Annotated in this window: 20 protein-coding genes and 1 pseudogene; 5 read left to right on the forward strand and 16 right to left on the reverse strand. The window is 71.1% G+C overall.

Annotated features, from left to right (window positions below; all coding sequences use genetic code 11):
- Window positions 1-37 precede the first annotated feature (37 nt).
- Window positions 38-460 carry a winged helix-turn-helix transcriptional regulator gene (locus HHX33_RS01430; RefSeq protein ID WP_182872957.1) on the reverse strand — a complete coding sequence of 141 codons (423 nt, stop codon included), beginning with the start codon at window positions 458-460 and terminating at the stop codon, window positions 38-40.
- Between the two features lie 194 nt (window positions 461-654).
- On the opposite strand from HHX33_RS01430, the gene HHX33_RS01435 reads away from it, so the two are divergent.
- The gene (locus HHX33_RS01435) at window positions 655-1,068 is read left to right on the forward strand and encodes a VOC family protein (RefSeq protein WP_182872958.1); all 414 of its coding nucleotides are present in this window, start codon (window positions 655-657) and stop codon (window positions 1,066-1,068) included.
- A 106-nt stretch (window positions 1,069-1,174) separates the two neighbouring features.
- Window positions 1,175-1,513, forward strand: coding sequence for an Imm51 family immunity protein (locus HHX33_RS01440; protein WP_182872959.1), 339 nt, complete (start codon window positions 1,175-1,177; stop codon window positions 1,511-1,513).
- Window positions 1,514-1,679: 166 nt separating this feature from the next.
- Here HHX33_RS01440 and HHX33_RS01445 read toward each other — a convergent pair whose 3' ends face one another.
- Window positions 1,680-3,173, reverse strand: coding sequence for a non-reducing end alpha-L-arabinofuranosidase family hydrolase (locus HHX33_RS01445; RefSeq protein ID WP_182872960.1), 1,494 nt, complete (start codon window positions 3,171-3,173; stop codon window positions 1,680-1,682).
- Window positions 3,174-3,208: 35 nt separating this feature from the next.
- Window positions 3,209-4,630 carry an endo-1,4-beta-xylanase gene (locus HHX33_RS01450; RefSeq protein ID WP_182872961.1) on the reverse strand — a complete coding sequence of 474 codons (1,422 nt, stop codon included), beginning with the start codon at window positions 4,628-4,630 and terminating at the stop codon, window positions 3,209-3,211.
- Between the two features lie 708 nt (window positions 4,631-5,338).
- Between HHX33_RS01450 and HHX33_RS37610 the strand changes: the two are divergent.
- Together HHX33_RS37610 and HHX33_RS37615 are read left to right on the forward strand one after the other, a co-directional pair.
- Window positions 5,339-5,852, forward strand: a pseudogene (locus tag HHX33_RS37610) (aromatic ring-hydroxylating dioxygenase subunit alpha); the annotation flags it as partial.
- 108 nt (window positions 5,853-5,960) lie between these two features.
- Window positions 5,961-6,119: a hypothetical protein gene (locus HHX33_RS37615; RefSeq protein ID WP_396784033.1), complete on the forward strand. Its 159-nt coding sequence runs from the start codon at window positions 5,961-5,963 to the stop codon at window positions 6,117-6,119.
- 169 nt (window positions 6,120-6,288) lie between these two features.
- Here the strand turns inward: HHX33_RS37615 and HHX33_RS01460 are convergent, their stop codons facing one another.
- The 6 genes from HHX33_RS01460 to HHX33_RS01485 all read right to left on the reverse strand — a co-directional run bounded on the left by HHX33_RS01460 (window position 6,289) and on the right by HHX33_RS01485 (window position 14,644).
- The gene (locus tag HHX33_RS01460; RefSeq protein ID WP_182872962.1) at window positions 6,289-7,320 is read right to left on the reverse strand and encodes an ABC transporter ATP-binding protein; all 1,032 of its coding nucleotides are present in this window, start codon (window positions 7,318-7,320) and stop codon (window positions 6,289-6,291) included.
- Window positions 7,317-8,087, reverse strand: a complete 771-nt coding sequence (gene modB, locus HHX33_RS01465) for a molybdate ABC transporter permease subunit (protein ID WP_182873289.1) — start codon at window positions 8,085-8,087, stop codon at window positions 7,317-7,319. Before modB ends, HHX33_RS01460 begins: the two co-directional genes overlap by 4 nt.
- Before the next feature lie 35 nt (window positions 8,088-8,122).
- The gene (gene modA, locus HHX33_RS01470) at window positions 8,123-8,899 is read right to left on the reverse strand and encodes a molybdate ABC transporter substrate-binding protein (RefSeq protein ID WP_182872963.1); all 777 of its coding nucleotides are present in this window, start codon (window positions 8,897-8,899) and stop codon (window positions 8,123-8,125) included.
- 12 nt (window positions 8,900-8,911) lie between these two features.
- Window positions 8,912-9,322: a TOBE domain-containing protein gene (locus HHX33_RS01475; RefSeq protein WP_111700393.1), complete on the reverse strand. Its 411-nt coding sequence runs from the start codon at window positions 9,320-9,322 to the stop codon at window positions 8,912-8,914.
- 98 nt (window positions 9,323-9,420) lie between these two features.
- The gene (locus HHX33_RS01480; RefSeq protein ID WP_182872964.1) at window positions 9,421-10,563 is read right to left on the reverse strand and encodes a HupE/UreJ family protein; all 1,143 of its coding nucleotides are present in this window, start codon (window positions 10,561-10,563) and stop codon (window positions 9,421-9,423) included.
- Between the two features lie 94 nt (window positions 10,564-10,657).
- Complete coding sequence (locus tag HHX33_RS01485; RefSeq protein ID WP_182872965.1) at window positions 10,658-14,644, reverse strand: metallophosphoesterase; 3,987 nt, start codon at window positions 14,642-14,644, stop codon at window positions 10,658-10,660.
- A 499-nt stretch (window positions 14,645-15,143) separates the two neighbouring features.
- On the opposite strand from HHX33_RS01485, the gene HHX33_RS36990 reads away from it, so the two are divergent.
- Window positions 15,144-16,439: a cytochrome P450 gene (locus HHX33_RS36990; protein WP_220501364.1), complete on the forward strand. Its 1,296-nt coding sequence runs from the start codon at window positions 15,144-15,146 to the stop codon at window positions 16,437-16,439.
- Window position 16,440: 1 nt separating this feature from the next.
- Here the strand turns inward: HHX33_RS36990 and HHX33_RS01495 are convergent, their stop codons facing one another.
- The 7 genes from HHX33_RS01495 to HHX33_RS01525 all read right to left on the reverse strand — a co-directional run bounded on the left by HHX33_RS01495 (window position 16,441) and on the right by HHX33_RS01525 (window position 25,574).
- Complete coding sequence (locus tag HHX33_RS01495; protein WP_220501365.1) at window positions 16,441-17,742, reverse strand: sensor histidine kinase; 1,302 nt, start codon at window positions 17,740-17,742, stop codon at window positions 16,441-16,443.
- Window positions 17,739-18,428 (reverse strand): response regulator transcription factor, encoded by a 690-nt coding sequence (locus tag HHX33_RS01500; RefSeq protein WP_208802871.1) that lies wholly within the window; start codon window positions 18,426-18,428, stop codon window positions 17,739-17,741. The genes HHX33_RS01495 and HHX33_RS01500 overlap by 4 nt, the downstream gene beginning before the upstream one ends.
- Before the next feature lie 141 nt (window positions 18,429-18,569).
- On the reverse strand, window positions 18,570-19,901 hold the full coding sequence (locus tag HHX33_RS01505; RefSeq protein ID WP_182872967.1) for a cation:proton antiporter: 1,332 nt from the start codon (window positions 19,899-19,901) through the stop codon (window positions 18,570-18,572).
- A 15-nt stretch (window positions 19,902-19,916) separates the two neighbouring features.
- Window positions 19,917-21,305, reverse strand: a complete 1,389-nt coding sequence (locus tag HHX33_RS01510; protein WP_220501366.1) for a cytochrome P450 — start codon at window positions 21,303-21,305, stop codon at window positions 19,917-19,919.
- Window positions 21,299-22,345, reverse strand: a complete 1,047-nt coding sequence (locus HHX33_RS01515) for an alpha-hydroxy acid oxidase (protein ID WP_208758792.1) — start codon at window positions 22,343-22,345, stop codon at window positions 21,299-21,301. Before HHX33_RS01515 ends, HHX33_RS01510 begins: the two co-directional genes overlap by 7 nt.
- Window positions 22,342-23,901 (reverse strand): NAD(P)-binding domain-containing protein, encoded by a 1,560-nt coding sequence (locus HHX33_RS01520; RefSeq protein WP_182873293.1) that lies wholly within the window; start codon window positions 23,899-23,901, stop codon window positions 22,342-22,344. Before HHX33_RS01520 ends, HHX33_RS01515 begins: the two co-directional genes overlap by 4 nt.
- A 74-nt stretch (window positions 23,902-23,975) precedes the next feature.
- Window positions 23,976-25,574, reverse strand: coding sequence for a class I adenylate-forming enzyme family protein (locus HHX33_RS01525; RefSeq protein ID WP_220501368.1), 1,599 nt, complete (start codon window positions 25,572-25,574; stop codon window positions 23,976-23,978).
- Between the last annotated feature and the right edge of the window lie 6 nt (window positions 25,575-25,580).

Below are 25,580 nucleotides of genomic sequence, written 5' to 3' on the forward strand. Positions count from 1 at the left end.
ATTGAACCGTGGTCACATGAAGTGGACCGACGAGGTCTCAGTCGAGATCGTCAGTATCGAGGCCGGCCGCCTGGTCGAAGGCGCGGCGGTTGGCGCGGATCGCGTCCTGGTTGTCGGCCGCCCACCGGGTGAGCGCCAGGACGGGCTCGGACAGGGTGCGTCCGAACGGGGTGACCTCGTACTCGACCCGGGGCGGGATCTCCGGATAGATCAGGCGCTTGACGAGCCCGTCACGCTCCAGGCCGCGCAAGGTCAGCGTCAGCATGCGGCGGGAGATGCCGGGCGCCGTCCGCAGCAGCTCGGTGAAGCGCATCGGCCCCTTGTCGAGCAGCCCGATGAGGATCAGGCTCCACTTGTCACCGACCCGGTCCAGCACGGATCGGAGCACGTCCGGGTCGTGTTCGAGGCACGCCCTGCCCAGCGAACGCAGCACCCTGTCCGCCTCGGTCTGGTGTGACATTGTTCCCGCCTGCTCCGTCACCCGAAAGTGACCAGGTCATGTTGCTGTTACCGGTTGCCGAAGAGTACATCCGTGACCAAAAGCAACCTCCGTCGCCCGCTGACATCGGTCACGAATCGAGAAGCGCCGGACCCGGAGCCGCTCGTAGCGTGAGCTTCATGAGCACGACCCCTGAAGCGCGAAGGAGCAAAGGTATGAAGGCGCACGTCAGCTCGATCCTCCTCGGTGTCCGTGACATGGACCAGGCCAAGCGGTTCTACACCGAGGGTCTCGGCTGGAAGATCAAGAACGACTACGGCGTCTCGGTGTTCTTCGAGTCGGACGGAGCTTCGCCGGTCGGCTTCTACGGCCGCGACGGCCTGGCCGACATGGTGGGAACGAGCCGGGACGGCAGCGGCTTCGGCGGGCTCGTCCTCACCTACGTCGTCCGCAGTGAGGCGCGGGTCGACGAGATCATGGCAGAGGCCGAGAAGGCCGGCGCCACGATCCTCAAGCCCGCCGGCGCGCTGCCGTGGGGCGGGTACGGCGGCACCTTCGCCGACCCGGACGGCTACATCTGGAGCCTCGGCTACAGCGCCCAGGGACAGGACCAGCCCTACGCGGAGTGACCCCGGCGCGCGGCCCTCAGGCGTCCCGCGAGGGACGCCAGGGACGGCGCCGGCCGGGCCTGGGCCCAGGCTTGCGGCTCGGGAGCGACAGTGGCAGCATGCGCCGGTGCATCCACTGAGGCTGATCGAAGCGACCCCGGGCCAGTACTCGCTGTTGCTGGACGCGGGAACCACGCGGGTCGACGACGTGATCGAAGATCTCGGCCATGAGCCGAACGGATACTTCTGGGAAGGCGTCGCGCAGGTGCTCGTCGGCACCGAGGCGTCCGCCCTGGAGGGCCGGTTCTCGTACGACCCCGAAGGCGGCATGTTCTGCGCGTACGGAAAAGACCGTGGCGCGCTGGAGGAACTCGGCGTCCTGATGGCGGCCGTCGCGACGGACGCCGATCGCGTGCGGCGGCTCGTGGCGGCCGCCGAGGCGGACGGTTTCGAGTTCGACGACTGACTCGCCCGCCGCCGAGCGAGGCAGGCGGGCCGGCGGTCAGGACGCGCTCTATCCAGGCCGGAACAGACTGAGGCGGGCTCGGCGTCGTGCCGAGCCCGCCTGTCTCGGGTCCGCCCGGTCCTGGCGTTCAGCCGTCAGGACGTCCGGGTGGAACCTGTGTCATGCCTTAGCGCTGCAGGGTCAGCAGGCCCGGACGGTAGGGCAGGAGACCGTAGTCGACACCGTCGGAGCTGGGGCTGCGGCCCTGGTAGAGAAGCTGCAGGTTGCAGGGGTCGACCGTCTTGGTCTGGTCGGGGTTGTTGCGGACCAGGTCACCGTGGCTGATGTCGTTGGTCCAGGTGGCACCGCTGTTGGCCTTGCCGGCGAACGGGTTGCTCTCGGTCGCGGCGTTCGGCGTCCACGACCCGCTCAGGCTGTCGGCCGTGAACGAGCGGAAGTACCGGCCCCGCGAGCCGATCGCCTCGACGAGCATGAGGTACTTGTTCTGGCCCTGGAGCTTGTAGACCTCGACCGCCTCGAACAGGTTGTTGGTCGAGTCGCTCATGATCTGCGTGTAGTTGGAGCCGAAGCTGCCCGGGAAGTTCCCGATCGGCATGCTCTGCCGGTAGATCTTGCCGTTGTCGCCGGCGAAGAACAGGTACATGTTCTGGCCGTCACCGATGAGCGTCTGGTCGATCGGACCGGTGCCCGAGCCGGAGATGCTCGCGGTGGACAGGGTCTGCTGCGCCGACCAGCCGTTGGGGTTGGTCGGGTCGCTGGAGGTGCGGTAGGAGAACGCGGTCCCGCCCCACTGGTAGGCCAGCACCCAGATGTTCTTGGGCGCGAAGTAGAACAGCGTGGGCGCCACGGTGCCCGAGTTCATCTTGGTCTGGGTGGCCGAGGCCATGTCCGACCAGTTGGTGAACGTGCTGAAGCCCATCGAACCCCAGCTCGACCCGTTGTCGTGCGTGGTGGCGTAGACCAGGTGCTTGCCGTTGTAGACGACGTTGGTGAAGTCCTTCAGCGAGACCCACCCGGACTTCGGCTGCGCCAGCGCACCCGTCGAGGTCCAGCGGTACGACGACGGAAGCGGGCACGTACCGGTCGGCGTCACCGACGGAGACGGAGACGGCGACGCGGACGGCGACTGGGACGGCGACTGGGACGGCGTCGAGCTGGGCGACTGCGTCGGGGTGGAGCTCGGCGTGGCGCTGGGCGTGCCCGGGTTGCCGGTGCAGGCCACACCGTTCAGGGAGAACGAGGTGGGCACCGGGTTGCTGCCGTTGTACGAGCCGTTGAACCCGAAGTTGGTGTTGCCGCCCGAGGGAATGGAGCCGTTGTAGGACACGTTGGTGGCGGTCACCGACGACCCGGACTGGCTGTTGGTGGCGTTCCACATCTGGGTGATCTGCTGGCCGGCGTCGAAGGACCAGGTCAGCCGCCAGCCGTTGATCGCGTCACCGAGGTTGTTGATGGTGACGCTGGCGTTGAAGCCGCCCGGCCAGCTCGAACTGATGACGTAGTCGACCCGGCAGGCCACGGCGGCCTGGGCGGGCTGGGTGGCCAGCAGGCCGGCTCCGCCGCCCAGCAGGGCCGTGACGGCACCGATCGCGAGACCGCGGCGCGAGGCGGTCGTGCCGGCGGAGAGGCGCGATGACCGCGCTCGCCAGGGCAGATGCATTCGAATTCTCCTTGTGATCATTTATATAGCCGCCGTCAGGGGCTGGTGCAGGTAGCGGTCGGGGTGGCCGCCGTGCCGTTGGCGGTGAAGCCGAAGGTGGTGGAGCCGCCGGCGGCGATGGAGCCGTTGTAGGTCTCGTTGCGGACGGTCACCGAGGAACCGGACGTGCTCTGCCGGCCGTTCCAGAGGCTGCTGATGCTCTGCCCGCCGGGCCAGGTCCACTTCACGGTCCAGCCGTTGACCGCCGAACTGCCCGCCTGCACCGTCACCTCGGACTGGAAGCCGCCGCCCCAGCTGTTGATCGTCTTGATCGTCGCCGAGCATCCGCCGGGAACCGGGGACGTCGACGGCGAGGCCGACGGGCTCGCGCTGGGGCTCTGCGAAGGACTCGCGCTGGGGCTGACCGGCGGGGTGGGCGAGATGGTGGGACCGGAGTTCAGGGCGTTGAGGACCGCGTCGTACGCGGGCTTCTTGTTGTTGCCGCTGAACAGCAGCGGGGTGTCACCGGACCGCCAGGAGTCCTGGTCGCGGACGCCCCACACGGTGATGCCGTTGCACCGCGGCACCGCGAGGCAGTCGTTGGTCACGGCGGCGTAGGTCTGGGCGGAGGCGCCCTGGATGTCCAGCTCGGTGATCTGCACGTCCACCCCGAGCGCGGCGAAGCTCTGGAGGGTGGTGCGGAAGTTGCTGTTGTACGCGCTGCCGCTGTTGAAGTGCGACTGGAAGCCCACGCAGTCGATCGGCACGCCGCGCTGCTTGAAGTCCTTGACCATGTTGTAGACGCCCTGCGTCTTGGCCCAGGTCCAGTTCTCGATGTTGTAGTCGTTGTAGCAGAGCTTGACGGACGGGTCGGCGGCCCGCGCGGTGCGGAAGGCCACCTCGATCCAGTCGTTGCCGGTCCGCTGCAGGTTGGAGTCGCGCCGGCCACCGGAGTTGCCGTCGGCGAACGCCTCGTTGACCACGTCCCAGGAGTAGAGCTTGCCCTTGTAGTGGCCCACCACGCCGTTGATGTGGTCGATCATCGCCTGCCGCAGCGAGCTGCCCGACAGCGACTGCATCCAGCCCGGCTGCTGACCGTGCCAGGCCAGCGTGTGGCCACGCACCCGCTTGCCGTTCTGCACGGCCCAGTTGTAGACCCGGTCGCCGCTGGAGAAGTTGAACTGGCCCCGGTTGGGCTCGGTGGCGTCCGGCTTCATCTCGTTCTCGGGCGTCACCATGTTGAACTCGCGGTTCGCGATCGTGGTGTAGTTCGAGTCGCCGAGCCGGCCCGCGGCGATGGCGGTGCCGAAGTACCGCCCGCTCTGCGCGGCGGCCGCGCCGAGCGTACTCGCCGCCGCGTCCGCCGGCGTGGTCGACACCGCCACCGCGGCGACCACGCCGAGTACGCCGGCGGCCGCGGCGATCAGAACCCGCGGGCTTCTGGAAGGCCGCGACGGAAGTAAGGCTTTGCTGCCCATGAGGGAGTGCTCCAGACTGAATCACGGGAAAAGCGGACAACGGGGGTCTCACCCACGCGATCGACGCCGCGTCCCGTGATCAGGGAACGCACACCACTGGGGCGTCGCGAAGGGCGGTCCTCACCGCTCACCACCACAGGGCAGGAGGAAGCCGCCTCGGGACACAGTTTGGAAACCACTCCGAAATGTGTCAAGCCCCGCAAGAAAGTTTCAGAGCGACGCTCTCGCCGTCACGGGCGGCGCCCGCTGATAACGCCTGATGAGGCGCACACCCGCCCGCCACCCTCCCGCAGGCGTGCGGCGCCGTCCTTGACGCCTCCTCTTCGTCTCGTATTGGCTCCGATCTGCCACCACCACCGTCTGACAGAGAAGGAACCGCGACAGGGAAAGCGTGTGAGCGCTAACAGCCGAACCGGGTCCGTCACCCGGCGGCCGGCGCGGGGCGGTCCGGGGGACAGACACCACGTCCCTGGAGCCGCCCTCCCGGACAGTCACCGATGAGGAGGTTCACGACCGCAGAGACGAACGTCCAGGACGCTCGCCTTCGTCGCGTCGTGCCGGCACCGGCGCAGCCGCGGGTCGTCCGACCCTTCTCGGCGGCGTCCGGTTCTCCCTCGCCGCACCCGCCTCCATCACACAAAAGCCTTGAAACCCGACGAAAAGGATCTGCGGGAGCCCGGCAGCTACGTGACCGGCACGGTGGCGGGCATGCCGATCGTCGCCGTACGGGACGAGGCCGGCACGCTGCGGGCGTTCTACAACGTGTGCAAGCACCGGGCGCACGAGCTGCTGTCCGGCTCCGGCGTCCGGCGCGGCATCGTGTGCCCGTACCACGCCTGGAACTTCGACCTGACCGGCCGGCTGAGACGGGCGCGCAACACCGGCGGCATGCCGGGCTTCGACGCCTCCGCCGTGTGCCTGGACCAGGTCGGGATCACCGAGTTCGGCGGCATGGTCTACGTCAACCTCGACCCTGAGGCAGCCCCTCTGGCGGAGCAGGCCGGGAGCCTCGAAGCGGAGATCGAGACGTGGGCGCCGGACGTGGCCAAGCTGACCCTCGCCCGCCGGCTCACCTACGACATCGCCTCCAACTGGAAGAACGTCGTCGACAACGTCCTGGAGTGCTACCACTGCCACGTGGCCCACAAGGACTTCGTGTCCCTGGTGGACATGAGCACCTACAAGGTCACCACCTACGGGATCTACTCCAGCCACATGGCCCAGGCCGGCAAGACGGAGAACTCCGCGTACGACGTGTCGGACGCGACGGTCACCGAGCAACAGCATCCGGTACATCGACGAGGTTCTCCAGGTGGAGGACATCGCCCTGGTGGAGAGCGTCCAGCGCGGGATGCGCACCCCCGCGTTCACCCAGGGGAAGATCGTCTTCGACCCCGACGGGTCCGGGTTGTCGGAGCACGCGGTCCATCACTTCCACGGCCTCGTCCTCGACGCGTACCGAAGCGAACTCGGACGAGACCGCTCGTGACGAGGTGACGCGGTCACGGTGAGCGTCTCGCCCCGGCCGGCGCACGGTGGTGCGGCCGCTCCGGCGCCGTCGAGGTGCACGGCCCGGAGGCGGCGCGCCGCGCCCTGCCCCGGTGGTTCAGGTTGTCCACGTTCGCCCAGGTCCCCCGCCCCACCGGCTGAACCGGGCCTCATGCCGGGTAGGCGTGCGTCTCCGTGGCCTTGACGGCGGCCCAGACCTCCTGGCCGGGGACGAGGTCCAGGTCGGCCGCGGCGGACGGCGTGACGTCGGCGGCGAGCGGGATCGGGCCGTCGAGGTGGACGCGGACGTTGTCCCCGTGCCGCTCGATGCCGTCGATCACGGCCTTCCACAGGTTCCGGGGGCTGCCGTCGGGGCGGGTCCGGTAGAGGGCGACAGCGGACGGCGGAAAGGCGACGAAGGCCGGGCCCTTCAGGCGTTCGGCGCTGCTCAGGCGCACGTCGCCCACGGTGACGTGGGTCCCGTCGGCCTCGCCGCGGTAGAGGTTGAGGCCGACGAGGCGGGCCACGTAGTCCGTACGCGGACGGCGGGCGATCTCGGCGGGGACGCCGGTCTGCACGACGGCGCCGTTCTCGACGACCACGAGCCGGTCCGCCAGGACCATCGCGTCGAGCGGGTCGTGGGTGACCAGGATCGTCGCGCCGTCGAAACCGGCCAGGTGGCGGCGCAGCTCCGACCGGATCTCCAGCCGGGTGTGCGCGTCGAGCGCCGCCAGGGGCTCGTCCAGCAGCAACAGGCGGGGCCGTACGGCAAGGGCGCGGGCGAGGGCGACCCGCTGCGCCTGGCCCCCGGACAGGCGCCCGGGGCGGACGCCGGCGAAGTCGGCCAGGCCGACGCGCTCCAGCAGCCCGGCGGCGATCCGGCGGGCGGCGGCCCTCCCGACGCCCTGGCACCGCGGCCCGAAGGCGACGTTGTCCAGGGCCGTCAGGTGCGGGAACAGCAGGTAGTCCTGGAAGACGACGCCGATCCGGCGGCGTTCCGGCGGCAGGTGGTGCACCTCGGCGCCGTCCAGCACGATGCGCCCGCCGCTCAGCGGCGTGAGCCCGGCGAGCCCGCGCAGCGCGGTGGTCTTGCCCGCGCCGTTGGGACCGAGCAGGGCCACCACCTCACCGTCCGGCACGTCGAGTTCGGCGTCGAGGCGGAAGGCGGGGCGTTCGACGACCAGGTGGGCCCGCAGGCTCATGCCGATCCCACCCAGCGGTCGCGCAGCGCGGCCAGCACGATCACCGAGACCGCGAGCAGCACCAGGCTGAGCACGATGGCGGCGTCCGGATCGGTCTCCAGGGCGAGATAGACGGCCAGCGGCATGGTCTGCGTACGGCCAGGGAAGTTCCCGGCGAAGGTGATGGTCGCGCCGAACTCGCCGAGCGCCCGGGCCCAGCACAGGACGGCTCCGGCCATGACGCCGGGGGCGATCATGGGCAGGGTCACCCGGCGGAAGACCGTCCAGCGTGAGGCGCCGAGGGTGGCGGCGGCCTCCTCGTACCGCTGGTCGGCGGCGCGCAGCGCCCCCTCCACGGCGATGACGAGGAACGGCATCGCCACGAACGCCTCCGCGAGGACGACCCCCGTGGTGGTGAAGGGCAGGGAGACGCCGAAGGCGTCGTACAACCAGCGCCCGGCGAGGCCGCGCCTGCCGAGCACCAGCAGCAGCGCGACGCCGCCGACGACCGGCGGCAGGACGAGCGGCACGGTGACCAGCGCGCGCAGCAGCCGCCTGCCCGGCAGGTCCGTACGGGCGAGCAGCCAGGCCAGCGGCACGCCGAGCAGCAGGCAGATCACGGTCGCGATGGTCGCGGTCACCAGGGACAGCCGCAGGGCCTCGATCACCCGCGGTTCGGCCAGCCGCTGGGGCAGGGCCCGCCACGGAGCGCGCACCAGGAGCCCGGCCAGCGGCAGCACCAGGAAGGTCAGCCCCGCGAGCGCGGGCACGAGCAGCGCCCACGGCATGCGCGCCCGCGGGCCCGGCACTCGTACGGGCCCGGTCACGGCGCCTGGAAACCGGCCTTGGTCAGCACGTCCCTGCCCTGCCGCGACAGCACGAGATCGACGAACCCCTTGGCCAGATCGGACGCGGGCGCGGTGCCGAGCGCCGCGATCGGATAGTCGTTGACCGCCTGGGCGGCTTCGGGGAAGTCGATGCCCGTGACCTTCCCGGCGGAGGCGATCACGTCGGTGCGGTAGACGAGCGCCGCGTCGACCTCGCCGAGCTCGACCTTGGTGAGCGTCGCCTTGACGTCCTGCTCCAGGGTGACGGGGGTGACCTTGAGGCCTGCGGCGTCCAGCGCCTTGACCGCCGCGGCGCCGCAGGGCACCTGCTCGGCGCACAGGGCGACCTTGACCTTCGGGTCGGTCAGGTCCTTGAGCGACTCGACCTTCGCCGGGTTGCCCGCGGGGACCGCGATCTGGAGCGTGTTCCTGGCGAACACCGCGGGCGCGGAGGCGGTCGGCCCCGCGTCGGTGACCGTCTTCATGGTGGCCGGGCTGGCGGCGGCGAAGACGTCGGCCGGGGCGCCCTGCGTGATCTGCTGGGCCAGCGTCGCGCTGGAGCCGAAGTTGAAGGTGACCTTCGTGCCGGCGTGGGCGCTCTCGAACTGCCTGCCCAGCTCGGTGAACGTCCCGGTCAGGGACGCCGCGGCGAACACGCTGAGCGACCTGCCCTCCCCCGACGCGGCGGGGGCCGCCGGGCCGGTGGAGGAGCCGCACGCCGCCAGGCAGGACACCGAGGCGAGGACGGCGGCCAGGGAGAGACGCTTGAGCACGACCGGCTCCTTCTAGTGACTCGCGACGCGCGCGTTGTCCGGGATCTCGACGACGACGTTGGTGGACTTGACGACGGCCACCGCCATCACCCCCGGCTCCAGCCCGAGCTCGTCGGCCGCCCGCCGGCTCATCAGGGAGACCACCCGGAACGGCCCGGCGGCGATCTCCACCTGGGCCATCACGGAGTCTCTGATCACCTCGGTCACGATCCCGCGCAGGCGGTTGCGCGCCGAGGAGACCCCGGTGCGCTCGTCCTCCTCGGTCTGCGCCCTCGCGAACGCGGCGAGGTCGGTGCCGGCGATGACGCGGTGGTCGTGCTCGTCGCGGTGCGCGGGCAGCCGGCCCCCGTCGACGAGACGCCGTACGGTGTCGGCGCTCACGCCGAGCACCGCGGCGGCTTCGCTGATCCGGAACATCGTCACAGACGACACCCTACGCCGCAGTTGCGGATCAATGAGTCTCAGTAGGGTTGCAATATCGACCTTATCGTTGGTCTGCATCTCGCATCTGCGAAGCTCGTTCAGAGCTGCGGCGTGATCCGGTCGACGCACCAGTAGAGGCTCACCGCCACGATGGGGACCGACACGGCGGCCGTCACCCAGCGAGCGGCGGAGGTGCGGCGCAGCAGCGCCAGCAGCGGGAAGAGCACGGCGATGATCAGGAGCTGGGTCGCCTCGATCCCGGCGTTGAAGCAGAGCAGCGACAGGAGCAGCCCCCACGATCCCTTCTCCTCGATGTCCAGCGCGCTCGCGAAGCCCAGTCCGTGCACCAGGCCGAAGGCGAAGACGATCGGCAGCCGCCATCCGCCCAGTCTGTCCTCGTCGCGGCCCAGGAGGTTGGCGACGGCCACGACGATGATCGACACCGCGATGACCGGCTCGACGATCTCCGCGGGCACGTCCACGATCCCGAGCGCCGCCATGAGGAACGTGATGCTGTGGGCGGCTGTGAAGGCGGAGGCCGCGACGACGACGTCGCGCGGGCGGCGGGCGCCGATGATCAGTGCGAGCAGGAAGAAGACGTGGTCGAGGCCGGACAGCAGATGCTCGGCGCCGAGCAGGAAGAACTCCCCGGCCTGGTGCGAGGCCCGGTGCTCGCCGACCCGCAGCGTCGGATTCCCCGCGGTCAGCACCGCGGAGCCGGTCGTGCCGTCGAGCGTGTATCGGACGATCGTCTGCGTGCTGTGCACGAAGCTCTCCGCGTCGGGGAAGAGCGCGCTGGAGACGGTGTGCCCGCCCCCGCCGTCTCCCGCGCAGCGGTAGGCGAGGGTCACCACCGCGAAGGCCACCCCGTCGCGGTCGCGCACGTCCGCGTCGCCCACGGAGGTGGGTGCGCACGGCGCGTCGCCGTACGCCACGGCGAATCGGCGCGTGACGTAGTCGGCCACCGCGGCGTGGTTCTTCCTGAGCTGGCGGAGTTGCTCGGCCCGTTCCTTCGCGTCGTACGCCTCGGCGTACAGCCAGGCCGACTTCATGAGGAGGTCGTACTCCAGGTCGAGCACGACTCTGACGTCCGCGCCCGTTCCGGTCACCGTGGCGTGCGCCTTCGTGGTCACGTCGTGCGCCGACGCCGGGGCGGCGGACACCATCAGGCCGCCGAGCAGGCCGCCGAGGAAAAAGGCGAAAGCGAGGACGGCGGCGGACAGCCGGCGCCTGCGGGACATGTCTCGTTCTCCAGGATTCGAGCGGTCGAAGGGGGAAAGGCCGCCCCGGGCGCTCCGCCGTGAGGCGGTGCCCGGGGCGGCGGTCACGGATTGCTCAGCTCTTCTCGTGCTGGAACCAGTGGTAGAGGGGCGAGTCCGGTCCCCACTTGCCGGGGCGGCCGTGCTCGTCCTTCGTGACGAAGACGCTCGGCTCGGAGGCGGTCACGCCGCCGCCGGTGGAGCGTGCGGTGACGAACCAGGCGTACGCCGTGTCGCCCTTGAGGCGGTCCCAGGTCACCGAGGCGACCTGCCCCGACGCGACCGTGCTCGTGCCGATGACCCGGGTGGGCTTGTAGATCGCCAGCGAGTCGGTGGTGAAGCTCGTCGTACGGGTGGTGAGGTCGACCGGGAGCACCATGTTGTCCTCGCGCCCGTCGTAACGGCGCAGCGGGTCGAACTCGCCCGCGCCGAAGTCGTTCAGCAGCGGCGAGTAGGTGTCCACGGTCAGCTCCGCCCGCTTGACGTCGAACTGCAGCAGCCGGAAGAAGCTCGCGCCGAACTGGAGCTGGTCGTCCGGGTTGTACCCGCCGACCTGCGTGAGCCCGAGGCGGCCGGCCGAGACCGTGTAGAACTGGTAGTCGGCCAGCAGTTCGACGACACCGTTGCCGACCTGGCCCACCTTCGGCTTCACGTTCGTCCCCACGCCGTGCTCGTGCCCGGCGAGGATGAGGAAGACGTTCGGGTTCTTCTCGACCACGGTCTTGTAGAGCATCGAGCCGTCGGGCGCCGAGAATCCCGCGCCGCGTCCGTCGGGGTTGGTGCTGGGCACGAGGTAGTCGTGCGAGAGCAGGATGCCGTTGCGGCCGGGGAACCGCTTGAAGACGGAGTCGGCCCACTCGGCCTCCTCCCGCGTGACGCCGTACGACAGGCCGACCACGACGAAGTCCAGCCCGCCCGCGGAGAACAGGTCGTAGTGGTTCTGGTTGTCGCCCTCCTTCCACGGCCCGCCGTACTCCGCGTGCTGCCAGCCCTGTGCCGCCGTCTGGTAGCGGCCGGGGCCGTAGTACTTGTTGTAGATCGCCTCCGGCCCGTTCTCGGTGCCCGACTGGTTGTCGTGGTTGCCGGCGATCACGCCGTTGGGGATGCCCGCGTCGTCCAGCACCTTCTGCTGCTTGGACGACACCTCCAGCTCGCCGGTGACCTGCCGCTGCGTGGCCTCGTCGGCGGGCTTGCGGATGTTGTTCTCGATGATGTCGCCGGTGTGCGCGACGTAGGAGATCTTCCGCTGGTCCCTGTTGCCCTTGATCCAGTTGACGATCCCGGCGTACGCGGACTCCCACACCGCGCGTTCCTCGGCGGTCTCCTGCTCCACCGCGCCTTCCGACAGGTACTGCGTGTCGGTGAAGTGGACGATCGAGAAGTCGTACGTGGAGGGGTCGGCGAAGCCGTTGGGGTCGCCCGGGTCGATGTCGTCGGTGAACGGATCCTCACCCGTCACCATCACGTGGACCCGCTGGCCGTCGACGTACTCGTCGCCGACGACGGCGCTGAGCGTGGTCCGGCCCTCGGCGGCGCCGCGTGCGCTCGTCAGCAGATCCCACGCCCGGGTCCCGGTGTTCCAGGCCCGCAGCGACACCAGGCGCTCGGGGTCGATGACGCCCTCCCAGCGCAGGACCGGGGTGTCCACGTGGCCCTTCACCTGGATGTCGTACCGCTGGTAGGTGAGGTTCCGTCCGGCGGGCGCGTCGAGCGTGGCGCCGTCGGCGGGCTCCAGGCCCGCGGCCTTGACCTTCTTCTCACCCGGCACCTGCAAGGTTGTCGGGACGGCGTCGGCGACGCCCTGGTAGGCCTGGTTCGGTGTCAGGATGTCGGCTTCGGAGAACGTCGCCCTGACCCGGCCGCCGCCGGGCTCGGCCACCTTCGCCGAGAGCGTGACGGTGCCCGGCACGTCGGCGGTCCCGGACGCCGGGGTGAGCTCGGCGGGCACGTCCGGGATGCCCGCGGACTCGAACGCGATCTCACGGGTGGCGGTGTTGCCGAGCGAGTCGGCGCCGGTCACGGCGAGGGTGTGCCTGCCGGGCGGCAGACCGGGGCCCACCCGGGTGCCCAGCGCGATCGGCCGGCCGTCGAGCGTGACGTCCGGCCCGGACACCACACCGGAGGCGTCCTCCAGCGTGACGTCCAGCACGACGGAGGCGGTGATCTTCTTGCCCGCGGCGGGGACGCTCGTCGCGACCTCGGGCGCCGTGTTGTCGGTGACCAGTGTGCGGGTGGCCTTCTCGCCCGTGGTCGAGATCGCGGCGAGCGCGTGCCTGCCGTCCTTGATCGCGGTGGTGTCGAGGTCCGCGCGCAGACCGGCGGCGGGCGCTTCCACGAGGAACTCGAGGTCGATCTCGGTCAGCAGGTTCACGTTGTCGCCGCAGTTGCCGTCGCCCATGCTGTAGGAGCCCTTGAGCATCTGGCCGCTCGCCGTGCCCCGCACCGGGGTGAGGGCGATGTTCGAGATCGCGAAGTCGTCGCGGTTGGCGCCGCACGACGTCGGAAAGCTGCCGGCCACGAAGTCGATCGTGTTCCAGCCGGGCACGAGGTACTCGTTGGGGAAGGTGAAGTCGACGCGCCGGCTCACGAAGTCGCCGTCGAGCACGACCTTCTGCCCGTTGACGAGCACGTAGTTCTGGTAGCGCGCCTCGATCGAGTTGGTGCCCACGGTGAAGCTGAGCTTCGCCTCTCCCGAGCCGAGCGTCTGGACGACGTGCACACCCGGCGCGTCGATCGTGTAGTGCAGTTCGACCTCCCGGAGGGCGCTCTGGCCGCTGCCGCAGGTGCCGTCGCCCATGTCGTAGGACGGCTCGATGTCGTGACCCTTCACGGTGGCGCCGTCGAGGGCGAGGTCGAGGTTCGCGATGGCGAAGTCGTCGCGGTCGACGCCGCAGGACGCCTTCCAGTCGCCGGTCACGACCTTGATCGTGTTGTCTCCGGGCACCAGGAACCGGGCCGGGACCGCGACGGTGACGCGCCGGCCGGCCCAGGAACCGCCCAGGTCGACGCGCTTGCCGTTGACGAGCAGGAAGTCGTCGTACTTGTCCTCGATCCCGTCCGCGCCCACGTCGAAGCCGAACATCGCCGCGCCGTTGCCCAGCGTGGCCTTGGCGGCGGGTTCGGCGCCGTCGACGGTGAGGGACGAGACGCCGCCCGCGCCCGCGGCGGGCACGGTCGCGGACACCGGCGTGGTACCCGACACCAGCGTGCCGTCCGTGGGCAGCAGCCGGGGCGCCCCGGCCGGGGCGTTGTTCACGGTCACGGCGTTCTTGACGGTGGCCCCGGACGCGGTCGTGGCGGTGATGGCGTGCTCGCCGTTGGCCAGGGTCGTGGTGTCCAGGTCCGCCGCCAGACCGGTCGTCCCCCGCGGGTCGCCCTGGACGAAGAACTTCAGCGCGGCCTGCTTGAGCAGCGCGGTGTTCGAGCCGCAGTTGCCGTCGCCGAAGGACAGGGTGTACGGGTTGTCCTCCCCGTCCGCGACCTCGCCGAGCAGTACGAGGCCCACGTCGGACAGGACGAAGTCGTCGTAGTTGACGCCGCACGAGCTCTGGACGGTCCCGGCGAAGATCTCGATGGTGTTCTCGCCCTTGACGAGGTGTTCGTTCGGGATCTCGATGGTCGCCCGCTCGTTCACGAGATCGCCGATGTCGGTCCGGTACGCGCCGTTGACGAGCACGTAGTTGTGGTACCGCGCCTCCGTCGAGTTCGAGCCGACGTCGAAACGGAGCCGCGACACGCCCACCGTACGGGTGGCGTTCAGGGCGTCGCCGTCGACGGCGAGTCCGGTCACGCTGTCACCGGCCGCGGCCGGGACCGCCGCGACCTTGACCAGGCCTTCGAGGTACGAACCACCGGCGGGGCTGAGCGTCGGCGGGGTGGGGGAACCGGTCGGCGCCGGGCTGGGACGTCCGCTGCCCGCTTTCGCGGGGTCGGGGTCGGCGTGCGCCGTGGTCATGACGGCGCCGGCGAGCAGCGTCGCGACCGTGGCGATCACGGCGGCCACGGCGAGACGCCCTCGCCGCCGCACGCCTCCCAGCAGCTTTCTCGCTGCCACTGGCTGCATCTGGTGCAGTCCTTCCATCACGTTCGATAAGACGCCGATAAAAAACGGCGTGGTCTTCGAGCGGTCACCGTGGATTTCGCGAGTGAACGAAGTGCGTGAAGAGACTGAAGTGAAGACGAACTATCGCCTCATTCTGGTCATATGTCACGAATCGGGAACAAGTGCGTCACATTGCCCGTAATCCGGCGAAGAGCGGCCACTCAGTCGAACTCCGGGCGTTCACCCGTGGCCCGCCGTCGCTCTCCGTACGCCGGTCAGGCTCGATCACGACATAGGAACAGTGCCGCGCGCGGGGCCTCCGGGCCGCTGACAGACGGAGCCGGGCGCTCTAAGATCGCCGCCCATACCCGGGCGTCGCGCGATCGGCGCCGTCCGGGCGACTGGAAAGGCGGGCGATTCCTTGACTCCCGACATATGGCCGGCGCCGACCGCGGAAGACCTGTCTTCACTGCCCCTCGAATCCCTGCTGACCAGGGAGTACGAAACGAACCCGGCACGCGTGCACGAACGTCTGCGCGCCGCGTACGGCCCGGTCGCCCCGATCGAGCTGCACGGTGTGCCGGTGTGGTTCGCCTTCGGGTACGACGAAGTGCGATACATCATGCAGAACCCGGACGAGCTCTGGAGTAAGCACGCCGGCAACTGGCGGGCGTTCGCCGAGGGCCGGATTCCCGCCGACTGGCCGCTGATCCCCCTCCTGTCGGCCGACAACTCGGGCTTCCACGACGGAGACCGGCACCGCGGCCTCCGGGGCGCGTGGATCGCGGGCCTGCGGGAGTTCCAGGACCCCGGCGGAGAGCACACCCAGAAGTTGGAACGCGCCATGACGAGGTACTGCGACGACCTCATCGAGGTCATGACGGAGGGCACGCCCACCGGTTGGGCGGACCTGGCGGCCCAGTACGGGCGGCCGCTGCCCCTCATGGTCGCCAACCACCTCCTCGGCGTCACCCTCGAACGCGGCGAAGAAATGATCATGGATCATTGGCGCCTGCTGGACGGCCCCGACGCCGCCGGCGCCTACCAGCGCCTGAACGCCGCCCTCCTGGAACTGGCGACGCTCAAACGCCACCAGCCCGGCCACGACCTGCCCTCCGCCATGTTCGCGGCCGATCCCGCGCTCACCCCCGAGGAGGTGGCTCGCGAGCTGTTCATGCTGTCCGGCTTCCTCGACTTCACCGGCAGCCTGATCTGCAACGTCCTTCTCGAGGCCGTCGGCAACCCGGACCTGCGGACGTCGGTCTCGTCGGGACAGATCGAGGAGCTGGTCAACCGCGTCGCCCTGCTCAACCCCGCGCTGGCCAACCTGACCTTCCGCTACGCCAGGGCGAGCGTGAAGCTCGGGCGGTTCACGATCGCCGCCGGAGACCCGGTCATGCTGTCCATCTCGGGCGCGCACGCCGATCCCCTGTTCGCCTCCGCCCTGAACCGGAACACCGTACGCAGCACCCGGGCCCATCTCGCCTGGGGCGCCGGCCCGCACAGGTGCCCAAGCCAGCGGCTCGCCACCCAGATGTGCACGATCGCCGTACGCCGGCTGCTCGACCGGTTCTCGGTGCTCACGCCGGCGATCCCGCCCCACCAGCTGCCCTGGCGGCCCTCCCCGTTCATCCGCGCGCTGCGCTCCCTTCCCGTGCGGTTCGAGGTCAACCCCAACGCCGTGCCCGTGTCCCGTCCCGGTCCGGCGACCGCCGCCCAGGAGCCGCCGCCGGAGGAGACGAACGCCGGCGGATGGCGGCCGTCCTCCCGTTCCGGCTTCTGGACGTTCCTCCGGAAGCTGCGCCGCGGCCAGTGAGTCACCGGCCCGCGGGGCCGTCCCCGGCGGGCAGGGAGGTCGCGCTCCGCGCCTGTTGCGGCAGCAGGAGCCGGGGCTCGCGCGGCACGGGTTCCGGCGCCGTACGGGGCAGGCTGATGGTGAAGGTGGCTCCGGCTCCCGGCAGCCCGTCCACCTTCATCGTGCCGCCGTGCGCGTCCACCACCTCGCTCACGAGGGCCAGGCCGATGCCGAGACCTCCGCTGTGGGGCGCGCCGGTGTGCCGGGCGAACAATCGCTCGCCGTCGCGCGGATCCAGGCCCACCCCGTCGTCCCGCACGCTGAGCTGGACCAGATCGGGCCCCGAACAGATCGTCACCCAGATGTGCCCGCCCGTGGAGGTGTGCCGGAGCGCGTTGTCCAGGAGCGCGGAGATCACCCGGCGGAGCGCGGACTGCGCTCCGCGCACGACGTGGTCGCCCGGCCCCCGCCGCACGTCGATCGTCACCCCGCGCTGCCCGGCGCGGGCCGCCTCGGCCCCGGCCGACTCCTCGGCCAGCGCGGCCAGGTCGACCGGCCCGGACGGCCGGTGCTGCCTGAGCTGGCTCGACAGCAGCAGGTCCTCGATCACCTCGCCGAGCTGACCGATGCCCGTGACCAGCCGGTCGAGGTCGCCCGCGACGAGGCCGGGATCGGGTTCCCGGCCCAGGCGCCGCGCGGCGAGCTGGGCGCGGACGTGCAGGCGGGCCAGCGGACTGCGCAACTCGTGGCTGACGTCGGCGGTGAACCGGCGCTGCCGGTCGAGGGCGTCGCCCAGCGGTGCGATCGCCCGGCGGGCGAGCACCTGGCCGATCAGCAGCGCCGCCAGCAGGGACGCGACCTCGGCGGCGCCGAGGACCCGCAGCAGCCGCTGCCGCTCGGCGGTCTGGTAACGCAGGTCCTGCACCGCCTGCACCGGCACGTCGCCGCGGAGCTGGGTGTGGACCAGCAGGTCACGCCCGGCGAGGCGAACGAGGCCGGTCCGCGTCCTCCCGTCGGCGGCGACCGCGTCCAGCGTCGCGCGGATCGGCAGGATCGACGGCGCCCCGGGGGAGCTCCGCATGGTACCGCCGCGCAGTTCGAACAGCCAGACGCAGGGCGGGGGCTGAGCGAGCGGGGCCACCTGCGCCGCGACGGCGAGGTCCCGCCGGGCGCCGACGTCCTGCCCGTGCGCCACCGCCCAGTAGACCACCGCGCCCATCACCGCCGTCACCAGGCAGAACACGCCCGCGATCTGCAGGGTGATCCGGCGGCGGGCCCGGATCAGCAGGCGCCGCTCCGGGTCGAAGGGCCGCCGGGGCGTCACAGCTCGCCCAGGCGGTATCCGACGCCGCGCACGGTGCGTACGACGCCCGGGCCCAGCTTGTTGCGCAGGTAGTAGACGTAGGTGTCGACGATCGACTCGGTGCTGGCGCCGTCGAAGACCCGCTGCCGCAGCGAGGAGCGCGTGTGCACCTGCCGGGGGCGGGCCGCCAGCGCGTGGAGCAGCCAGTACTCCCGGCCGGACAGCGTCACCTGTTCGCCGGACGGCAGCCGTACGGTGCAGGAACCGGAGTCGAGCCAGCCGGCGCCGAGCGGCAGCAGCGTGGCCTGGTCGAGGTTCCTGCGGTGCAGGGCGCGGACCCTCGCCAGCAGTTCGTCGATCTCGAACGGCTTGACCAGGTAGTCCTCGGCGCCGGCGTCGAGCCCGGTCACCCGGTCGGCGACGGCGCCGAAGCCCGTGAGCATCAGCACCGGCACGGTGACCGCCTGGCGGCGCAGCCGTCTCAGCAGATCGAGCCCGTCGACCACGGGGAGCCCGCGATCGATGATCATCACGTCGTAGCCGCGGCTCAGTCCCAGATGCAGGCCCCGCTGCCCCTCCAGTGCCAGGTCGACCGTGTATCCCTGGTCACCGAACACGCCGGCCAGCATGTCTCCCAGCTCGCGGTCGTCCTCCACGAGCAGCAGGCGACGGGAGCGCGGTTCGGATGTCCCCGATATCCGTGCCACTGGAATACCGTGGCACCAATATCGCGAAATATCCAGACTTTGGGACGTCGCTCCGGCTCCCGCCCCCGCCGTTCTGCGTTTTCTCCGGGTTTTCCCTGGCCGCCTCCCGACCGGGACGTGAAAGTAGCTGAAACCGTTTTCTCAGGCGGCCGCCCGTTCGCGCCCGGCCAGGCTCTCCGCGTCCGCCGCCTCCGCCCGCTCGATGCGTTCCGGCAGCGCCAGTTTGTACAGCGGCAGGGCGCTCGCCGTGGTGAGCACGGCCACGAGGACGAGCATCGCGAAGAGCTCCTGCGTGATCATGCCCTGGGCCAGGCCGATGTTGATGAAGATGAGGATCATCAGCCCGCGGGCGTTCATCATCGAGCCCACGGCCCAGGACTCGCGCCAGCCGAAGCCCAGCCCCCTCGTCGCGAGGGAGCAGCCGAAGTACTTCCCGCAGAAGGCCGCGGCCAGGATCAGCGCGAACGCCAGGAGCGCGGAGCCTCCGGCGATGCCCGCGAGATGGGTGTTCAGCCCCGAGAACGCGAAGAAGACGGGGAGCAGCAGGGTCGAGACGACGTCCATCATCCGGCCGTGCAGGGCGGCGCGGAACGCCGGCTCACGCGGCATGGCCAGCCCGGCGATGAAGCCGCCGAACACCGAGTAGACGCCGATCGCGTCGGTGATGTACCCGGCGGTGAGGGGCACCAGGACGACCACGTAGACGGCGCCGGCGCCGAACCGCCCGGTGCGGGCGACCTGGCGGCCCAGGGGGCGCAGCAACCGGGCGACCACCAGGAGCATCACCGCCGCGAACACCGCCGTCAGGCCGATCGTGCGCAGCGTGTCGGACGGGCCGCCGCCGAGATGCACCGCCGACAGCGCCGCGAGCAGGCACCACGCCACGGCGTCGTCGATGGAGGCCGCCAGCAGGGTGAGACGGCCGACACGCGTGTTCTGCAGCCCGCGTTCGTACAGGATCCGCGCGAGCATGGGGAACGCGGTGAGCGACAGCGCTCCCCCGAGGAACAGGGCGAACTCCCACCGGCCGACGTCGGGGCGGGAGAGCCGGTCCCACAGGAGGAGCCCGGCGCCGAGGCCGAGGACCATCGGGGAGCCGATTCCCGACGCCGCGAGCACGCTCGCCTTGCGCAGCTCGCCCGGCGCCCGGGCGTCGTGGTCGATCCCGGCTCCGACGAGGAACATGTACAACGTCAGGCCGATGGTGCTGAGCACGTACAGGATCGGCCTGACGTCGGCGGAGAACAACGCCGCCTGGGCGTCGGGGAACAGCGCGCCGAACAGCGTCGGCCCGAGCAGGACGCCGGCGACCATCTCGCCGACGACGCGCGGCTGCATGACCATGGTGGCCAGCCGGCCGCACACCGCCGCGGCCAGCAGGATGACGGCCAGGGCCGGCAGCACCTTGAGAGCGAGTGCGAGGTTGGGGTCGGTGGCGGGTGCGGCCGCCAGGGGAAGGGCCGGAACGAGCATGACACGCTCCTCAGCTCATGAACGGATGGCGTCGCCGGAGAGATCGGCGAAGTGGCGCTCGCACAGTCGCAGCCTGCGCGCGTCCCAGACCATGTACGTGCCGAGGACGAGCTGCACGAGGCTGCGCCAGAGGTTCTCCCAGTCGTCCCTGAACCGCATGAACAGCAGCGTCATGCGGAGTCCGGGCCCGTGCGGGGCCCCCAGGGGGGTGAGGAGGCAGGGTCCGCGGTTGGGCAGGGACCGGGTGTGGGCGGCGGTGGAGTCGAGCCGGTACGCCCCGAGGATCTCCCGCACCGCGACCCGCATCATCAGGGGGGCGAGCCGCCAGGCCGGGCAGGGACGGTTCGCCGGCATGCCGAACGGGATGTGGTTGAGCTCCCGGACCGGGGTGTGCCCGGGGGCAAAGCGCCCGGGATCGAAACGCTCCGGGTCGGGGAACCCGGCGCGGTGGAAGGAGGGGTAGTCGAAGCACAGCACCGAGCCGGCCGGTATCGCCGCCCCCTCTCCGAGGGGGATCTCACCGGTGGTGATGCGGTGCGCGATGCCGAAGAGCGGGTAGAGCCGCAGCGTCTCCGAGATCACCTGGTCGAGGTAGCGGTCGTCGCCGCCACGCGCCCTGTCCTGGACCTCCGGATGCTGCGCGAGGGCCATCAGCACGTGTGCCGTGGCCTCCGACATCTGCACCACGGCGGTGTTGAAGAAGGCGCCCTGGAGGTAGAGCGCCCGCTCCCGGTCCGTCAGGCCGGGCGGGAGTTGCCGCCTCACGTCGTCCCGCAGCCTGGGCAGCGACTCGACGAGATACGCGGTCAGCCGGTCGCGCCGGTCCATGTGCCGCAGGCCGCAGCACTTCAGGGAGGTCACGACGTCGTCCGCGTTGCCGACGATCAGGTCGCGGGCGTACGGCGGGCACTCCTCGCCGAAGACGAGCTCGTAGGAGAACTCGGCCCACGCCGGCATCGTCAGGTCACGCAGCCGGACCACGCCGCGCCTGTCCCGCCCCTGCCCGTCCCGCAGCGCACGGATCACGCAGCGGCGGGTGAGCTCCTCCGCCCGCGCCCGGGGCACGGACAGGATCCGGCGGGTGGCCAGGGCGACCGCGTCGTAGCGCTCTCCCTCCTCCAGGTGCTCCTGGTGCATCTCGGGTCCCGGCGACAGCCAGTACCAGAACAGGTCCGACAGGGCGGCGCCCCTGCTGCGGCCGGAGGCCGCCGGGTGTGAGTAGACCTCCCTGAACCGATCGACGCCGACGAGATCTCCGGGGACCGGGATGCTCTCGTCGCCGTTGATCCGGGTGAAGACCCACCCGCGCAGGGCGACAACTCGCCCGGGGAGCCACCGGGGCAGGCTGACCACGACGAGGGCCGCGGCCACCCATCCCGCCGTCGCCCACATCCCGCTCAGCACGGCCGCACCAGGTCGGGCCCGAGGTCCCGTACGGAGGCGACGCCGCACAGGGCGAGCGCGTGCTCGATCTCGTCGCGGAGCAGCCCGAGCACGCGGGCCGCGCCGCGCTCGCCGTCCGCCGCGAGGCCCCAGATCACCGGACGGCCCACCGCGACGGCGGACGCGCCCAGCGCCAGCGCCTTCACCACGTCGGTGCCGCGCCTGATCCCGCCGTCCACCAGCACGGGTACGGCGCCGCCGACGGCGGCGGTGATCGCCGGCAGCAGGTCGACGGCCGCCGGGACGGTGTCGAGCTGCCGTCCGCCGTGGTTCGACACGTACAACGCCGACACGCCGTGGTCCAGGGCGAGGCACGCGTCGGCGGGATGGGTGACGCCCTTGAGCACGATCGGCAGCCGCGTCATCCGCCGCAGCCGGTCGACGTGCTCCCAGCCGACCTCCGGCGACATGACGATGGGCCGCACCCGGTCGCCGTCGCGCAGGTTCTCGCAGCACATGCCGTCGGGCAGGTCGTCGAAGCCGTTGCGGGCGTCCCGGTCCCGCCGCCCCCGGGCGGGGGAGTCGACGGTGACGACCAGCGCCGCGCAGCCGGCCGCCTCGGCCCGCCGGACGATGGCCTCGGTGAAGTCCATGTCCGGCTGGAGGTAGAGCTGGAACCACAGCGTGACACCCGACGCGGCGGACGCGACGTCCTCGACGGCCATGGTCGAGGCCATGCTCACGATCATGACGGTGCCCGCGGTGGCCGCCGCGCGGGCCGTGGCCCGCTCGCCCTCGGGATCGGCCAGCCGGTGGAACGCCGTCGGCGCCACCAGCACGGGCATCGCCAGGGAGCTGCCGAGCAGGGTGATCCCGGTCCGGGGGCTCCCCGCGCCGCGCAGCACGCGCGGCAGCAGCGCGAGCCGGGCGAACGCCGTCTCGTTGGCCCGCAGGGTGATCTCCTCGCCGGCCCCGCCCGCGAAGTAGTCGTAGTGGGCGGGGGCGAGGCGGTCGCGGGCCGCCGCCTCGTACTCCCCGATGGTCGGCAGCACGGTCGTCACACCGAGACCGGAAGGCTGTGGTGCTGGAAGAAGTCCCGCAGTGGGTTGAGATGCACCCGCTCGGACGTCCAGTCGTTCTCCAGGTTCTCGGTGACGTGGTGGACGGCCTCCACCACGCCGTTCCGGAAGAGGCGCACGACGGGGTGGAGGTAGTGGCCCTCGTGCGCGCGCTCCGCGTCGCTCTGGGTGATCCGCCCCACCGAGATGTCGAAGGGGTCGACCTGGTCGTGGCCGGGGCCGTACTCCAGCGTCACGGCGAAGTGGCCCTGGTCGCCGACCGGCGGGCCCTGCAGGTCGAGCGGCACCTCCTCCAGATAACGCGCGCCGCCACGGCCGTCGGGGACGATGACGTCGGCCAGCACCCCGAACTGCTGCCACAGCGCCGAGCTGCGGTTGACCCGTTCGAGCACGGCCGCCGCGAGCGCGCCGGGGTCGCCGGACAGGTCGCGGCCCGGCCACTCCACGCCGTGGTACCGCGCCTCCAGGGCACGGTGCAGGGCGCGTACGCCGTACCGGAACCCGTGGATGAACCCGCTGGTCCCCCGCTTGAAGTCGCGCGACTGGGTGATGGTCCCGGCGAAGTGGAGATCGGGCACGTTGACCGACTCGTACGCCGGGGTCAGCGCCGGGAACCTGTCCTTGATCGCCAGTTCGGGACGGCATTCGGGCGCGAAGATCGAGGAGTCGAACCGGAATCCGGTGCAGACGATCACCCGGTCGTACGGGATGTCCTTGGTGACCTCGTCGGCCCGGACGAAGGCCACGGTCACCAGGTAGGAGCCGTCGGCCCGGCGCTCGATGCGCCGGATGTCGCCGTCCAGCACGGCGTTCTGCAACTTGAGCTGGTAGGTGTCGAGGAAGTTGTTGTTGTACGCCCGCAGATGCCCGACGAAGTGGGTCTTCCAGGCCAGCTTGACCGAGTGCGGCCCGGCCACGTGGATGACCGCGGCGGTCTCGATGAGGTTGTCGGCGGTCTCGAAGGCCGAGTTGGCCTTGCCGATGATCAGCACCCGCTTGTTCGTGAAGTCGGCGGGGTCGACGGAGACGGCGCCGTACTGCTCGGCGGTCTCGATGCCGGGGATCGGCGGGACGTTGGGCTGCGTGACCCCCGTGGCGACGATCACCCGCCGGGCCGTGAACGTCCGGCCGCTCTCGTCGGTCACCCTGAACGGGCCGTCGGCGTCGGGGCGCGCGACCTCGGCGACCCGCGCGTCGTACGTGATGTTCGGCTCCTGGGTGGCGGCGAAGTCCTCCAGGTAGCGAACCATGTCGTCGGCGTCGGGGAAGTAGCGGTCGCTGTACTGGGTGAACAGGAGCCGGGGGTCGTCGGACAGCAGCGAGTTCCAGTCCATCCGGAGGTTGAGCTCCGGGTCCTCCCAACCGGTGTACTTCTTGTTGATGGAGATGAGCGTCCGGTGGCGGGGAAAGGTCCGGAAGAACGCGCCCGGCGCGGGCGTCGCCTCCAGGATCCGGTAGCTCCGCCCCGCCCGGTGCAGGAAGTGGCCCATCTGCAGGCCCGCCGGTCCGGCGCCGATCACCAGGTAGTCAAGGATCATTTCCGGCACTGCCGCCTCCCTCGCTGGGGTGGTTGAAGTTTCACCAGTGTTGGCGGGTGATTCTCAGAAAACTCTCAGAGCGCGGACGGCGGGTGCCGTTCCAGCAGGGCGCGCTTGTCTGGTTTGCCGCTCGCCGCGACCGGCACTCCGGGCACCGTCGTGATCGTCCGGGGCACGCTGTCCGCGCCGAGCTCGGCGCGGACCAGGTCGGCCAGGGCCGCGGAGTCCGGCGTGCGGCCGGGCACGGGGACGACGAACGCGTGGACGGCCTCCCCCGTCCGCTCGTCCGGCGCGCCGGTCACGTACGCCTCGGCCACGTCCGGGTGCCCGGCCAGCACCCGCTCGATGGGACCGGCGTAGACGACGATCGCGTTGACCATGACGACGTCCCTGGTCCGGCCGGCCAGGTAGAGCAGGCCCGCGTCGTCGAGGCGGCCGAGGTCGCGGGTGCGCAGCCAGCCGTCCCGCAGCACGTCGCGGGTCTCCTCCGGCTGTCCCCAGTAGCCCGTCATCAGGAAGGGGCTGCGCACGTGGACCTCACCGGTGCGTCCCGTCCCGACCGGGCGGCCCTCCTCGTCGCGCACGCTGATCTCGACGCTGGGGTGGGCACGGCCGACGGAGGCCGGCGCGCGGGTGAGGTCGCCGGGGTTGAGGATGGTGATCATTCCGGCCTCGGTCGCGCCGTACGCCTGGTAGACGACGGGACCGAGCCGGTCCGCCGCCTCACGCATCCGGTGGGGGCTGATGGGCGACCCCGAGACCATCAGCATGCGCAGGCTGCCGACGTCGACCCGCTCCTCGCGGAGCAGGTCGAGCATCTGGCACAGCCGGGGCGCGGTCACGATGGCGCTGGTGATGCGGTGGCGCTCGACCGCGTACGGGAACAGCGGCCGGCCGTCGTCCTCCGGGATGACCACGGTGCCGCCGCCGAGCAGGCACGGCCCCAGGAACTCCAGCATCACCAGGCTGGCCAGGGTGCCGAACAGCAGGTGCCTGCCGAACCGGTCGGTGAAGCCGGGCTCGACCGACGACCAGACGCGCGGCCAGGACCAGTGCGCGGCGAGAGCGCGGTAGGTGAGCACGCAGCCCTTCGGCTCTCCGGTGCTGCCGCTGGTGAAGGTCAGCAGGGCCACGTCGTCCGGCCGCGCCGTGACCTCGGGTATCGGGCCGCCGCCCGTTCCGGCCGCGGTGAGGATGTCGACGGCGGCGGGCACGCCCTCGACGGGACCGAGTGACAGCACCGTCGCCGGCCCGGCGGCGTCGAGCACCTCCGGGGTCGCGGTCGCCGGGTCGACGACCACCGCGTCGACTCCCGTCCCGAGGACGTGCGCGAGCTGACGGGGCGTGTATCCGGGCTTCACGCTCACGACGCGGCAGCCCAGCACGTGCGCGGCGATCTGGGCGGCGAACGCCTCCGGCGTGACCCCCGTCCGTACGGCGACGCCCCGGCCGGGCCCGAGACCGGCCTCCCGCATCGCCACGGCCAGGTGCCCGATCAGGCCCAGCAGCTCGCCCCGGGAGACGGTCCTGTCCCCCTGTTCGAAGGCCGGGCTGCCGGGCGCGCTCCGCAGCGCGTCCAGGAGCACCTGCGGAAACGCCACGGCATCGGCCTCGGCGGGCGCGGCGGGCAGGGGAGATGCGGCGGGCGCGGTGGGTGCGGCGGGATCGTGCACGTCCAG

It is taken from the genome of Microbispora sp. H10670 (assembly GCF_014161385.1).
Taxonomy (GTDB): domain Bacteria; phylum Actinomycetota; class Actinomycetes; order Streptosporangiales; family Streptosporangiaceae; genus Microbispora; species Microbispora triticiradicis.